The sequence below is a fragment of the Tepidimonas thermarum genome (assembly GCF_007556705.1).
GTDB lineage: Bacteria > Pseudomonadota > Gammaproteobacteria > Burkholderiales > Burkholderiaceae_C > Tepidimonas > Tepidimonas thermarum.
Genome location: NZ_VJOL01000035.1, coordinates 1 through 13,992, shown reverse-complemented (window position 1 = coordinate 13,992; position 13,992 = coordinate 1). Strand labels below are relative to the sequence as shown.

Annotated in this window: 8 protein-coding genes; 2 read left to right on the top strand and 6 right to left on the bottom strand. The window is 71.9% G+C overall.

Annotation, left to right across the window (positions count from 1 at the left end):
- Positions 1 to 12 precede the first annotated feature (12 nt).
- Positions 13 to 2,430, top strand: a complete 2,418-nt coding sequence (gene parC / locus Tther_RS09100) for a DNA topoisomerase IV subunit A (RefSeq protein ID WP_185975049.1) — start codon at positions 13 to 15, stop codon at positions 2,428 to 2,430.
- Positions 2,431 to 2,476: 46 nt separating this feature from the next.
- On the opposite strand, the gene Tther_RS09095 is transcribed toward parC, so the two are convergent.
- Complete coding sequence (locus Tther_RS09095; protein ID WP_143903103.1) at positions 2,477 to 2,947, bottom strand: RidA family protein; 471 nt, start codon at positions 2,945 to 2,947, stop codon at positions 2,477 to 2,479.
- Between the two features lie 122 nt (positions 2,948 to 3,069).
- Here Tther_RS09095 and Tther_RS09090 point away from each other — a divergent pair, with 122 nt between their 5' ends.
- A complete protein-coding gene (locus Tther_RS09090; protein WP_143903101.1) occupies positions 3,070 to 5,559 on the top strand; it encodes a DNA internalization-related competence protein ComEC/Rec2 in 2,490 nt (829 codons plus the stop codon).
- On the opposite strand, the gene Tther_RS09085 is transcribed toward Tther_RS09090, so the two are convergent.
- The 5 genes from Tther_RS09085 to mltB all read right to left on the bottom strand — a co-directional run.
- Positions 5,478 to 7,358 (bottom strand): EAL domain-containing protein, encoded by a 1,881-nt coding sequence (locus Tther_RS09085; protein ID WP_143903099.1) that lies wholly within the window; start codon positions 7,356 to 7,358, stop codon positions 5,478 to 5,480. The genes Tther_RS09090 and Tther_RS09085 overlap by 82 nt on opposite strands.
- A gap of 140 nt (positions 7,359 to 7,498) precedes the next feature.
- A complete protein-coding gene (locus tag Tther_RS09080; protein ID WP_143903097.1) occupies positions 7,499 to 7,990 on the bottom strand; it encodes a DUF1850 domain-containing protein in 492 nt (163 codons plus the stop codon).
- Between the two features lies 1 nt (position 7,991).
- The gene (locus Tther_RS09075) at positions 7,992 to 10,046 is read right to left on the bottom strand and encodes a TRAP transporter permease (protein WP_143903095.1); all 2,055 of its coding nucleotides are present in this window, start codon (positions 10,044 to 10,046) and stop codon (positions 7,992 to 7,994) included.
- 7 nt (positions 10,047 to 10,053) lie between these two features.
- Positions 10,054 to 11,013 carry a TAXI family TRAP transporter solute-binding subunit gene (locus Tther_RS09070; RefSeq protein WP_143903093.1) on the bottom strand — a complete coding sequence of 320 codons (960 nt, stop codon included), beginning with the start codon at positions 11,011 to 11,013 and terminating at the stop codon, positions 10,054 to 10,056.
- A gap of 130 nt (positions 11,014 to 11,143) precedes the next feature.
- On the bottom strand, positions 11,144 to 13,992 hold a 2,849-nt coding region (gene mltB, locus Tther_RS09065), incomplete at its 5' end, for a lytic murein transglycosylase B (RefSeq protein ID WP_143903091.1).

Here is a 13,992-nt window from a genome sequence, read left to right as displayed (position 1 = left end):
GAGGCCATGACGATGCACAACGATGAAGCGCCGCCGCGTGCTGCGATGACCGCGGCGGGTGACCCGGACAGCCTGGCCGCCTACGCCGAGCGGGCGTACCTGGAATATGCGCTGTCGGTCGTCAAAGGCCGGGCCTTGCCCGATGTCTGCGACGGGCAAAAACCCGTGCAGCGGCGCATTTTGTACGCCATGCAGCGCATGGGCCTGGGCTGGACGGGGCCCAACCGTGGCACGCCGGCCAAGCCCGTCAAGAGCGCGCGCGTGGTGGGCGATGTGCTGGGGCGTTTTCACCCGCACGGCGACCAGGCGGCCTACGACGCCCTGGTGCGCATGGCGCAGGATTTTGCGCAGCGCTATCCGCTCATCGATGGCCAGGGCAACTTTGGCAGCCGCGATGGCGACGGCGCCGCCGCCATGCGCTACACCGAGGCGCGCCTGAGCCGCATCAGCACCTTGCTGCTCGACGAGATCGACCAGGGCACGGTCGATTGGCTGCCCAACTACGACGGCTCGACCGAGGAGCCGCGCCAACTGCCCGCGCGCCTGCCGTTCGTGCTGCTCAATGGCGCCAGCGGCATCGCGGTGGGCATGGCCACCGAAATCCCCAGCCACAACCTGCGCGAGGTGGCCGACGCCTGCGTGGCGCTGGTGAAAGATCCGCAGCTTGCCGACGACGCGCTCTTGGCCCTGCTACCCGGCCCGGACTATCCCGGCGGTGGGCAGATCATCAGCCCTGCCGCGGATATCCAGGAGGCCTACCGCAGCGGACGCGGCAGCCTCAAGGTGCGCGCGCGCTGGCGCGTGGAAGATCTGGCGCGCGGCCAGTGGCAGCTCGTGGTGCACGAGCTGCCGCCGGGGGTGAGCGCGCAAAAGGTGCTCGAAGAAATCGAGGAGCTCACCAACCCCAAGGTGCGCCCCGGTAAAAAAACGCTGACGCAGGAGCAGCAGCAGCTCAAAGCCAGTTTGCTGGCGGTGCTCGACGGCGTGCGCGACGAATCCAGCAAAGAAGCGCCGGTGCGCCTGGTGTTCGAGCCCAAGAGCAGCCGCATCGCCCAGGCCGAGCTGATCACGCCGCTGCTGGCCCACACCAGCCTGGAGACCTCGGTGCCGGTCAACCTGACCGTGGTCGGCCGTGACGGCAAGCCCACGGTCAAGCCCTTGCGGCACATCCTGCAGGAGTGGATCGCCTTTCGACAAGACACGATCGTGCGCCGCTCGCGCCACCGCCTCGACCAGGTGCTCGAGCGCATCCACATCCTGGAGGGGCGGCAGATCGTCCTGCTCAACATCGACGAGGTGATCGCCATCATCCGCGCGAGCGACGAGCCCCGCGCGGCGCTGATGGCGCGCTTTGGGCTGACCGAGCGGCAGGCCGACGACATCCTGGAAATCCGCCTGCGCCAACTGGCGCGGCTGGAGGCGATCAAGATCGAACAGGAGTTGCAGGACCTGTGGCAGGAGCAGGGCCAGCTCGAGGACATTTTGGCCAACCCGGCCAGCCTGCGGCGGCTCATGGTGCGCGAGATCGAGGCCGACGCCAAAACCTTTGGCGACGCGCGCCGCACGCTCATTCAGGCCGACAAGAAAGCCGTGGCCGAGATCCGGGTGGTCAACGAGCCGGTCACCGTGGTGGTGTCGGCCAAAGGCTGGGTGCGTGCGCGCACCGGCCACGGCCACGATGCGGCAGGCTTTGCGTTCAAGGCCGGCGACGGCCTGTACGGCACCTTCGAGTGCCGCACCGTGGACACGCTCATCGTGCTGGGCAGCAACGGGCGCGTCTACAGCGTGCCGGTGGCCAGCCTGCCCGGTGCGCGCGGCGACGGGCAGCCCATCACCACCCTCATCGACCTCGAACCGGGCACGCAGCCGCTGCACTACATCGCCGGGCCGGCGTCGGCCACGCTGCTGCTCAGCAGCTCGGGTGGCTACGGCTTTTGGGCGACGGTGGCCGACATGACCACGCGCCAGCGCGGCGGCAAGGCGTTTTTGACGCTGGAAGACGGCGAAGCGCCCTGCTGGCCGTCCCCGGTCAGCGGGCTGGGCCGCTGGCAGTATGGCGCGGCCGAGGGGAGCATCGTCGCGCCGCCGCCGCCGCCCGAGGGCGATGCGGCGCTCGCGCTCCCTGCCGCCACCCACGTGTGCTGCGTGAGCACGGGCGGGCGCATCCTGACCTTTGGCCTCGATGCGCTCAAGCCCCTGCCCAACGGCGGGCGCGGCCTGTTGCTGATGCGCCTGGAGGACGGCGAGCGCCTGGTGGGCGCGGCGGCCTACGCGCGCAGCGTGTGCGTCGACGGCGTGGGGCGGGGCGGCAAGCCGCGCGCTGAGACGTTGGAGTCCCGCACCCTGGGCAACGCTGCCGGCGCACGCGCGCGCAAGGGGCGCGACGCCCATTTCGGCTTCAAGCCGGCGCGCGTGCTGCGGCTGGTGTGACAGCGCCGCCGGTCGCGCCACGGCGCGCCAGCGCTGGCCGTGGCGTTCAGGCCAGCTCGGCGATGAGCTCGATTTCGACGCAGGCCCCCAGCGGCAGCTGCGCCACGCCAAAGGCGCTGCGCGCGTGCGCGCCCACCTCGGCGCCAAACACCTGCACCAACAGCTCCGAGCAGCCGTTGGTGACCAGGTGCTGCTCGGTGTAGGTGTTGGTCGAGTTGACGAGGCTGAGCACCTTGACGATGCGCCGCACGCCGTCGAGCGTGGTGCCCGCGGCGCGGCACGCGGCCTCCAGTGTGCCCAGCAGGTCCACCGCCACGGCGCGCGCGGCAGCCTGACCTTCCGCGGTGGTCATGGTCAAGCCCAGCTGGCCCACCCAGGGCTTGCCATCGCGCTTGGCGATGTGACCGCTGAGAAAAACCAGCTTGCCGGTTTGCACGAAGGGCACGTAGGCGGCGGCGGGCACCGCCACGGGGGGCAGGTGGATGCCTTGCTCGGACAGACGGGTGTAGACGCTCATGGCAATGCTCCGTGGAATGTGCGCCATTCTAGTCAGCGCGGTGGCGCGCCATCGATAATCGCCCCCAAGGCATGGGAGGGACGCCGGCGCGGCGGGCGCGACAGGGCAGCAGGGGAGGGGGCATGACGCAGGGGCGCGGGTGGGTTGGGCGGCGGGCCGTGGTGCCCGCGGGGGTCGGCTGGATCGTCGGCACCGCGCTGCAGCTCACGCAGCCGGCGTTGTGGACCCTGGCGGGCTATGCGGCACTGGGCCTGGCGGCGGCCGCCGTGGCACTGTCGTGGGCCCGCCGGTGTCGTCAAGCGCCCGACGGGGCCCGTTGTGCGTGGGGATGGTTGCCCGTGGCCGCGGCGCTGGCCTTTGCGCTTACCGGGGTGCGCGCGCTGGCGCTGGCGGCGCAGGCGTTGCCAGCGCATGCCGACGGGGCGCGGGTGCAGGCCGTCTGGCGCGTCACCGCGCTGCCGCAGCGTGGCGAGGGCGGCACCCGCTTTGACGCCGAGCTGCTGCAAGCGACGCGCGCCGATGGCACGCCGCTGACCGTGGCGGGGACGGTGCGGGTGAGCTGGCGCGTCCCCGGCACCATGCGCGACGCCGCCGCGCCGCAGGTGCTGCCGGGGCAGACCTGGCGCGGCGTGTTGCGGCTGCGCGCGCCGCGTGGGTTGGCCAACCCGTATGGGTTCGACGCCGAGACCTGGTGGTGGCGCGAGGGCGTGGTCGCCACCGCCAGCGTGCTCAGCGGCGTGCGCGACGCGCCGCCGGTGCTGGTGACGGACGAGCCGTGGCGCGTGCCGGTCGAGCGCGCCCGCACGCGGGTGCGGGACGCCATCGTCGAGCGGCTGGCGGCTCAGCACCCGCCGGCTGCGGTGGGGCTGGTGGCGGCACTGGTGACCGGGGACCAGGCGGCCATTCCGGGCGCGGACTGGGCGGCGATACGCGCCACCGGGGTGGCGCATCTGGTGGCGATTTCGGGCCTGCACGTGACGCTGTTTGCCTGGCTGGCGATCGCGGTGGTGCAGGGGCTGTGGCGCGCGGTAGGTCGGCGCTGGCCCGGGCTGCTGTTGCACTGTCCCGCGCCGGTGGCGGCCGGGGTGGGGGGAGTGGCGTTGGCCTGGGCCTACGCGCTGTTTGCTGGCTGGGGCGTGCCGGCGCAGCGCACGGTGGTCATGCTGGCGGCGGTGGTGGCGCTGCAGCTCAGCGGGCGCCGCTGGCCGTGGCCGGTGATCTGGCTCGGCGCCATGGCGGTGGCGCTGCTGATCGACCCGTGGGCGTGGTGGCAGCCGGGGTTTTGGCTGAGCTTTGTGGCGGTGGCGGTGTTGTTCGGCCTGGGGCCCGCGCCCAGCGCGCCCCGCGCGGGCGTGGGGGCGTGGCTGGTGCAGGCGGCGCGCGAGCTGCTGCGGGTGCAAGCGGTCGTCACCCTGGCGCTGGCACCCTTGACCCTATGGTGGTTTGGCCACGTGTCCCTGGTGGGCTTGGTGGCCAACCTGATCGCCATCCCCTGGGTGACCTGGGTGATGACGCCCGTGGCGCTGGCGGGCCTGCTGGCGCCACCGCTGTGGGGGCTGGCGGGTTGGATGGCGCAAGGCTTGTTGGAACTGGTGCACGCCCTGGCGGCGTGGCCCGGGGCGGTCTGGTCACGGCCGGCGCCGCCCTGGCCGCTGGCGCTGGCGGCGTGCGCGGGCGCGCTGCTGTGCGTGTGGCGCGTGCCGTGGCGCTGGCGTTGGGGCGGCGCCCTGCTGGTGTGGCCGGTGCTGGCCTACCAACCGGCAGCGCCCGCCCCCGGCACCTTCGAGGTGCTGCTGCCCGACGTGGGGCAGGGTAGCGCGGCGATCGTGCGCACGGCACGTCACACGCTGCTGTTCGACGCTGGCCCGCCGTTGGGTCACAGCGACGCGGCCGAGCGGGTGCTGCTGCCGTGGCTGCAAGCGCTTGGCGAGCGCCCGTCCGCGATCGTCGTCAGCCACGACGACAGCGACCACGCGGCCGGTTTGCGCACGCTGGCGCGCGCTTACCCGGGGGCGCAGTGGTGGACTTCGTTCGATCCGGGCGCGCGTCACGGCGGCGCCTTCTCCCTCTGCACGGCGGGCGTGGCGTGGGAGTGGGACGGGGTGCGCTTCGAATTTTTGCACCCGCCTGCGCCCGACTGGGTGCCGCCCGCGCGCGGCGGCGACAACGCCCGGTCGTGCGTGTTGCGCATCGGCCAGGGAGCGCGCGCGGCGCTGTTGACGGGCGACATCCGCGAGGCGGAGGAGCTTGCGCTGCTGCGCGCCGACCCCACACTGCGCACGGGCCTGCTGGTGGCCGCGCACCACGGCAGCCGCACCTCCACCGCGGGGCCCTGGCTGGACGGGCTGCGCCCGCAGGCGGTGGTCATCCAGGCCGGATGGCGCAACCGCTACGGCCACCCCCATCCGCAGGTGGTGCAGCGCTTGCAGGCGCGGCGCATCCCCTGGGTCAACACCGCCACCTGTGGCGCGGTGACCTGGCGCAGCACCGCACCCGAGCGCCTGGCGTGCGAGCGCGAGCGCCGGCGCCGTTACTGGATGGGCGCGCCCGCCGGCGCTGTTGGCGCGGCGGAGGAGGCACCGGCGGATACGGCCGACGCCGCCTCGCCGTAACGGCTGGCCTCGGCATCGCTGAGGACGTGGACGCCGCGCTCGCCCTGTTTGGCCAGGTGCTTGGCGGCCGCGGCGGCGCTGGCCACCGCTTCGGCGTGGCGGTAGCGCCCGGGCTGCACCTGCAACACGCCGATGCTGACGGTGGTCAGGCGGTGAAAGCGCATCACGCCGTGACGGTCTTCGGCCCAAATACCGCCGGCCTGACGGGCGCCGGGGTCGTACAGGTCGCGCGCAAGCCCGTTGAAACGCTCGACCGCGGTCTGCAACCGTTCCTGCCAGTCCGCGCTTTGCATCAGCAGCACGAAATCGTCGCCGCCGACATGGCCCAAAAAGTCCAGCCGGGTGTCGCACGCCGCCGCCAGGCAGCGGGCCAGCAGGCGGATCATCTCGTCGCCGCGCCAATAGCCGTAGTGGTCGTTGAAGGCCTTGAAATGGTTGAGATCGGCGTAGCAGGCGATGAACGGCTCGCCGTGGTCGAGCAGCCGCTCGATGTGCAGCGTCAGGGGCACGTTGCCTGGCAGCGCGGTCAGCGGGTTGGCGTGGCGGGCGGCCTCGATGCGCGCCTCGGTGACGCGGCGCACCAGCTGTTCGCTGGTGCCCAAGCCGCGGTAGCGGCCGTTTTCCGTCAGGATGAAGCCTTCGCGCAGGTAGCGCTGGTCGGGGGACGTCAACACCTGGGTCAGCTGCTCGATGGGCGTGAGCACCTCGACGCACAGCGGCTGCGGGTTGGCGTGAATGAGCGCAGGGCGGCGCCCGTAGAGCTCGCGGAAATAGAGCTGGTTGAGCGAGAGCTCCTGCAGCGTGTGGCGTGCCAGCAGCCCCAACGGGCGCTGCTCCTCGTCGATCAGGGCCACCGACTCGAGCTCCGGGTGGTGGTGAAACAGCTCCGCGGCTTGGGCATGGCTGGCGGTGTGGGGCAGCGCGGGCGCCTCCATGAGCAGCGCCTGGGCGGTCAGGCCGCGGTTGGCCACGTGCCGGTCTTCGGGCAGCACCGCGATGTGGCGATTGCCCAGCGTCTGCAGCACCGCCGCTGGCAGTTCGGTCGCCGGCTCGGGTCCGGGCCGCCCCAGAAAATACCCCTGCGCATAGGGGATGCCCAGGTCGCGCAGCACCAGCAGCTCGTCGGCGCACTCCACCCCTTCGGCGATCAGGCGCGAGCCGAAGGTGTCGGCCAATTGCTGCAGGGCGCGTATGGTCTTGAGCTTGTCGCCCAGGCGGTGCACGTCGCGCACAAAATATTTGTCGATTTTGACGTACTCCGGGCGCAACTCCGACCACAGGCGCAGGCTGGAGCGCCCGTCGCCAAAGTCGTCGAGCGCGAGCGCGGCACCCGCAGCGCGCCAGCGCGTCAGCACACGCTGCAGCGGTTCGAGCTCGTGCACCCGCTCATGCTCGGTCAATTCGATGACCACGCCGGCCAGGGGTACGTCGTCGCGGTCGTTGACACACGGCGGCAGCGGCAAGTCGTCCATCGCCGCCAAGGCCTCGGCGCTGAGGTTGATGAACAGACGCCCGAGTCCGGCCTGGCAACAGGCCTTGAGCGCCTGTTCCACACAGGCGTGTTCCAGTTCCAGCACGCAGTGCTCGCGGCGCGCGGCCTGAAACAGCGCGTCGGGCGAACGCCACGCGCAGTCGGCGGGCGTGCGCACCAGGGCCTCGTGTCCCGCGACGCGGTGGGTGAGCAGATCGACGATCGGCTGGACGTGCATGCGCAACGTCTGTGCGCGCAGCAGTGCGTGCACACTGTGGGGGTCGGGCGGTGCGACGGCACCGGGCAACGTCAGGATGGCGGTACGCATGGCGACGATCGGACCGCCAGCATACGGCGCGCGCGTGACAGCTGCGTGACGCGTGCGGTGCCGGCCCGGCGGCCGGGCAGTGGCGCGCGGCGATGGCGCCCCCCACGGCACCCCCACGGCGGTCCCCGTGGGCGGGGGCCTTATGGCGCACAGGCGCGCAGCCGCACCACCGCGTCGGCGGCGGCCGCGCCGGCCGGCCCCAGCCACTGCGTCAGTGCCTGGCAGTGTCCGTCCAGGCACAGGGTGTAGTCGGCCACATAGGGCGAGTGCATCAGGCGCAGCGCCGCCACCGCCGTGGGGGCAGGCCCCCACTCAAAGCCACCGTCGCGCCAAACGGCGCTCGGGGCCGGCTCCATGCCGGCGCCGCTGCCCTGCACGCGGGCGCGCAGCAGGCACAGGGCGGCCTGCGCCGGCACCGTGCAGGGGGCCGCCGCAGCCGGTGCGCCAGGCCCCACGAGCCGATACGTCTCCTCCCAGCGCACGCGCTCGATGGAGTGGGTCCAGCGCAGCTGTACCTGCTGCGCGGCCAGCGCGATTTCACCCGCGACCCGGGGGCCGTCATCGTGGGGCGGGAGCGCCGCCGGTGACGCGGCCGCCAGCAGGCACAGGGCCAGGCCGGTGGCGCCGGTCATGTCAGGTGGCACGCGTGCGCCGCCGCTGGCGCAGCCCGTGCCAGGCCAGCAGTGCCACCGTGGCGCCCAGGCCCGCCTCGTCGGTGATGGGCAGTGCCACCACCAACAGGCTGGCCGCAGCCACCGCCCAGATGCGCTCCCACCAGGCCAGCGGCCCCCAAAGGTAGCCCACGGCACCCGCCCCCCACAGGCCGATGGCGACCAGGGCCTTGAAGACCACCCAGGCAACGGCCCACACGCTGGGGTCGCCTTGCAGCATCAACGCCGGGCTGTAGACCGCGATGTAGGGCACGACGAAGCCGGCGATCGCCACCTGGATCGCCTTGAGGCTGATGCGCAGGCCGCTTTCGCGTGCGATGGGCGCGGCCGCAAACGCCGCCAGCGCCACCGGTGGCGTGAGGTCGGCCATGATGCCAAAGTAAAACACGAACATGTGCGACACGATCAGCGGCACGCCCAGCTCCAGCAGCACCGGCGCCGCCAGCGAGCTGGTGATGATGTAGTTGGGAATGGTGGGGATGCCCATGCCCAGCACCAGGCAGGTCAGCATGGTCAACAACAGCGCCAGCAGCAGGTTGTCGCGGCCGATGGCGATGACATGCCCGCCGATTTCGGCCGCCACACCGGTGAGGTTGATGACGCCAATGATCACCCCCACCAGCGCGCACGCCGACGCCACCGGCAGCGCGTGCGTGGCCCCATCGGCCAGCGCCGCAAGCGCCGTGCGCCGCGCGTCGGCCCCGACGCGCAGCACATAGGTCAGCCCCACCAGCGCCGCCGTCACCACGAAAAAGGTCCCCGCCCCAAACCGGAAGAAGCCGCTGCACGCCAGCGCCAGCAGCACCCAGAACAGCACCCGCAGCGGTAGCCCGCGCACGCCCTGCATCACCGCCGCGCCAAAGATCAGAATCACCGTCAGCGCCAGGCCCACCGTGCCGGAAAACATCGGCGTGTAGCCGGAAAACAGCAGGGCCACCAGGCACGCCAGCGGCAGCAGCAGGTACCAGCGCTCGCGCACCGCCGCCCAGGGATCCGGGCATTGTTCCCGCGGCAGGCCTGTCAGGCCCTTGCGCCCGGCCTCCAGGTGCACCATCCAAAACGCGGTGGCGAAGTACAGGATGGCGGGGATCAGGGCCGCCTTGACGATGGCGAGGTACGGCACGTTGATCGTCTCGGCCATGATGAAGGCCACCGCCCCCATCACCGGGGGCATGATCTGGCCGCCCATGCTGGAGGTGGCCTCGACGCCGCCGGCAAACGCCGGGCTGTAGCCAAAGCGCTTCATCAACGGGATGGTGAACTGGCCGGTGGTCACCACGTTGGCCACACCCGAGCCGTTGATCGTGCCCATCAGGCCGGAGGAAATCACCGCCACCTTGGCCGGCCCGCCGCGCGTGTGGCCCACCGTGCCCATGGCGAAATCGGTGAACAGACGCACCATGCCGGCCTGTTCCAAAAACGCGCCAAACAGGATGAACAGAAAGATGTAGGTCGAGGATACGTAGGTAGGGGTGCCGTAGATCCCCTCGGTGCCAAAGCCCAGCGTGGCGATCAGGATCTCCCAGTCGTAGCCACGATGGGCCAACGCGCCCGGCAGGTGTTGGCCCAAGGCGCCGTAGGCCAAAAACACGGCGCAGATGATGGGAAGGCCCCAGCCCATGACGCGGCGCGCGGCTTCGAACACCAAGGCAATGGCGGCGATACCCACCCACCAGTCCCAGCCGGCCAGTTCGCCGGCGCGCTGGGTCAGGTCGGCTTCGAACACCCACTGATAGAGCCCCGTGCCCAGGCCGGCGAGGCCCAAGCCCCAGCCCAGGGCGCGGCCGGCGCGTCCGAGCCAGCCGGGGTGTTGCCGAAACGGCGGGTACACCAAAAACACCAGCCACAGCACGAAGCCCACGTGCATGGCGCGAATGACCTGGCTGGACAGGGGGTGAAAGGCGGCCATCCACAGCTGGAAGGCCGCAAAGGCCAGCGCCACCCAAAAAATCGGGCCGCGCAGGTCGGCCCGATGGGAGGGGGTGGCCGCCGGCGCGCTGGGCGTGGCGGCGTTCATGCGGCGATCACTTCAGCAGGCCGACCTCGCGGTAGTAACGCTCGGCACCCGGGTGCAGGGGCACCGGCATGCCCTTGAGCGCGTTTTCGCGCTTGATGCCGCGCGCGGCGTTGTGCGCGGCGTAGAGCGTGTCCAGGTTGTCGAACATCGCCTTGGTCATGCGGTAGACCACATCGTCTGGCACCCCGGCGTGGGTGACCAGAAAGTTGGGAATGGCCGCCGTTGGTACGTCGGCGGTCTGGCCGGTGTAGGTGTTGGCCGGGATGACGGCCGGCTGGTAGGCCGGGTCCCCGACCTTGGCCACGACATCGGCCGGCACCGGAATCACCACGATTTTGATGGCGGTGGCCAGGTCACGGATGGAGGCCACGCCCAGGCCGGCCGACTGCAGCGTGGCGTCGAGCTGCCGGTTTTTCATGAGCTCGACCGACTCGCCAAAGGGCAGGTATTCCACCTTGGCGAGGTCGCTGTACGACAAGCCCGCCGCCTTGAAAATTTCACGGGCGTTGAGCTCGGTGCCCGAGCGCGCCGCCCCGACCGACACGCGTTTGCCCTTCAGATCGGCCAGCGTGCGGATACCCGCGTCGGCGTTGGCGACGATTTGGATGTAGTTGTTGTACAGGCCCGCGATGCCGCGCAGCTTGTCGAGTTTTTGTTTGAAGCCGGCCTCTTCGTTGCCGCGCCAGGCATCCGAAAGCGCATCGGCGAGCGTGAACGCGGCTTCGCCACGCCCCGCTTGCAGCAGGTTGAGGTTTTCGGCCGAGGCGCGCGTGACCTGCGCCGTGCTGCGGACGTTGGGGATGTCCTTGGCGTAGATTTGCGACAGGGCCACCCCCACGGGGTAGTACACGCCGCTTTGTCCCCCGGTGAGCACGTTGATGAACTGGGTGGACTGGGCTGCGGCAGAGCCGGCGACGAGCGCGGCCCCGAGCCCCCAGGCGGTGGCGAGTCGACGAAGTAGGCGCATGGGTGACCTCCAGACTAGGCGTGTCATGCGCCCGATCGTAGCGCCATGCGGCGGCGCCAGCCCTCAGGGGAAACCCGCTTGCCTTCCGGCCCCACAGCGGCTCAGCGGCGCCGCCACGGGGCTGCGCGGGTCAGCGTTCGCGCCGTGCCCGTTCGACGGCCAGCCCCAGGTCCAGCACCGCCATGGCGTAGTAGCTGCTTGGGTTGTAGCGGGTCAACGCGTAGAAATTGCCCGTGCCCAACACATAGGTCGGGGGCGTGCCGCCCTGGTTGGGGTCGCCGTTTTCCAGCGCCACCAGCGCCAGCTTGCCGCGGTAGCCCTCGGCCTCGGGGGCGGGCTGGGCGCCCCGCGCGCGCACCTCGTCCAGTGTGAAGGTGGGGCGAATGTCGGGCGCCAGCAGCGCTTCCAGGTCGGCGCCGGGGGGCGGTGGCGTGACATCGAAGCGCGCCGGCAGGTCGCGCTGCCAGCCGTGCGCGTGCAAAAAGCGCGCCACCGAGCCGATGGCGTCGGCGGCGCTGGCGGCCAGATCGATGCGGCCGTCGCCGTCGAAGTCCACCGCATAGGTCAGCCAATTGCTGGGCATGAATTGGGGCAGGCCCATGGCGCCAGCGTAGCTGCTGCGCCACGCATCCGGCGCGATGCCCGCGATGCGGGCCAGCCGCAAAAACGCCCGCAGCTCCTCGCGAAAGTACGCCTGCCGTGCCTCGGCGCGCGGGTGTTCGGCCGGAAAATCCAGCGCCAGTGTGGCCAGCACGTCCAGTGTGCGGTGCGTGCCCAGGTGGCGACCGTAGAGCGTTTCGACCCCGATGATGCCCACGATCACCCAGGCTGGCACGCCGTACTCGGCCTGCGCGCGCTCCAGCGCCGCGGCATGGGTGTCCCAAAACCGCACGCCGGCGGCGATGCGCCGCGGTTCGACGAAACGCGCCCGGTAAGCCGCCCAGTCCTTGAAAGCGGCCGGGGGTGGCGGCAGGATGAAGCGTGCCACGCGCGCATCGTGGCGCGCCTGGCCGAGCCAGCGGCGGGCCCAACCATCGTCCCAGCCCTCGGCGCGGTCGATGGCCTCGGCCAGCGCCTGGGCGTCGCCGCGCGCGCCGTAGCCAGGCGCGGGGGCCGCGGCCCGCGTGGGGGGCTGCGCCGGTGTCGGTGGGCTGGGCAGGCCCACGGCCAGCGCGACGAGCAGCCCGGCCCAGGGCCGCCAACGGCGTTGGCCCTCGGGGCGGACGGCGGGCGTGGGCAAGGTGCGCAGTCGTTGCGCGAGCGCGGACAGGGTGGGCATGGTGGGTGAGGCCGGGTCGGTCGTGTGTTGCGGATCGTAGCGCGCCGCTTCGAGCGCGCCGAGCCACGCGCCCCACGCCTGTTGCACCCCGGGGGGCAGGTGCGCCTGGGCCTCGATGGCCGCGCGCAGCCGTGCCGGGGTCAGCGGGGGCGGGCACGGCACGCCCGCACGCGCCCAGCGCGCGGCGCCGCGTGCCAGCAGCCGGTGCCAGCGGTCGGGCCGTGGGCGCTGCAGCAGCAGGGCCGCCACCCCCAACAGCGCCGCCAAGCCCAGCGCACCGCCCAGCACCCGCGCGACGTCCTGCCACCCGCTGGCCTGGATGCCCAGGCGCCGCAGCCATTCGACTTGGCGCGTCGCGCCGTAGTTCAGGATCCAGTCGTTCCAGCGCTGGTTGGCCGCATCCCAGGCGGCGCGCAAACGGCTCCACAGCGCCGGATCGACGCGCACGATGGCGGCCGCCCAAACCCCTGGCGGGGGGCGTAAGCGCTCACCCGCGGCGGTACGATCCGGCGCGACGTAGGCCGTCGGATCGACGCGTACCCAGCCCTCGCCCGGCAGCCAAACCTCGGCCCAGGCATGGGCGTCGCTTTGGCGAACGGTCCACAGGCCGTCGAGCGGATTGCGCTCGCCCCCCTGATAGCCCGTGACGACGCGCGCCGGAATGTCCAGGGCGCGCAGCGCGATCACGAACGCCGAGGCGATGTGTTCGCAAAAGCCGGCGCGGCGGTCGAACCAGAACTCGTCGGCGGTGTCGCGGCCATAGACGCCGGGTTCGAGGGTGTAGCGGTAGCCGCCTTCGCGCAGGTGGCGCAGCAGCGCGTCCATCAGCACGCGCGGCGCGGGCTCGCCCAGGTCGCGGCGCAGCGCTTGCGCCCAGGCCAGGGTGCGCGGGTTGTAGCCGGGGGGCAGCTCGCGGTCCACTTGTAGGGCCAGACGCGGGGTGTCCAGCCCCACGCGATGCGCGGGATGCGCCTGCGCCTCGTAGCGCAGGACGTCGGTGATCGGGCGGTTGAGCCACCATTGGCCATCGGGGGAGGGCTGCAGCCGCAGGTCCTCCAGCCCCGCCGAGGCGCCCGTGACCACCGGGGTGTCGGCCGTGCCCTCCAGCGTCAGCAACCAGGGGCGCGACGTGGGCTCGAGCGTCACGCGGTAGGGCACGGCCGCGCCGCCGGGCTCGAACGCGCCGCGGGTGTCGGCCTGCACCAGTGCCGCGGGCAGGCCGGTCGCGGCGTCCGGGCCGTGCAAGGGGCGCCAGCGCCGACCGTCGAACACCCGCAGCACGGGCCCGCGGAAGTACAGCGCGTCGCGCGGCGGCGCGCCCGCGGGAAACGCCACGCGCAAGGCGACCCGGTCGTCGAGCGCGAGCCGCGCCACATCGCCCACCTGCATTTGGCCGGACAGGCCACTGCGCCCCAGTGGGCTGTCGGTGGGAATGCCCCACAGCGGCGGCAGACGCGGAAACAGCGCGAACAGCAGGGCCATGATCGGCGCGCCGACCGCCATCAACGCGCCCGCCGTCGCCGCGGCCTGGCGCAGCGGCGGTGTGCCGTTGGGCCGATGGGCCAGCACCAACGCCGTCAGCAGCCCCCAGACGGCGACCGCGATGCCCAGCGCCATGGGCAGCGATTGCGACTGCAGCAGCGGCGCGAGCAGCGTAAAGAAGCCGAGAAAAAAGACCACGTAGGCATCGCGCTGGGCGC

Coding starts and splice junctions, on each gene's coding strand:
- Tther_RS09085 (WP_143903099.1), bottom strand. CDS start 7,358: ATGCGTACCGCCATCCTGACGTTGCCCGGTGCCGTCGCACCGCCCGAC.
- Tther_RS09075 (WP_143903095.1), bottom strand. CDS start 10,046: ATGAACGCCGCCACGCCCAGCGCGCCGGCGGCCACCCCCTCCCATCGG.
- Tther_RS09095 (WP_143903103.1), bottom strand. CDS start 2,947: ATGAGCGTCTACACCCGTCTGTCCGAGCAAGGCATCCACCTGCCCCCC.
- Tther_RS09080 (WP_143903097.1), bottom strand. CDS start 7,990: ATGACCGGCGCCACCGGCCTGGCCCTGTGCCTGCTGGCGGCCGCGTCA.
- parC (WP_185975049.1), top strand. CDS start 13: ATGCACAACGATGAAGCGCCGCCGCGTGCTGCGATGACCGCGGCGGGT.
- Tther_RS09070 (WP_143903093.1), bottom strand. CDS start 11,013: ATGCGCCTACTTCGTCGACTCGCCACCGCCTGGGGGCTCGGGGCCGCG.
- Tther_RS09090 (WP_143903101.1), top strand. CDS start 3,070: ATGACGCAGGGGCGCGGGTGGGTTGGGCGGCGGGCCGTGGTGCCCGCG.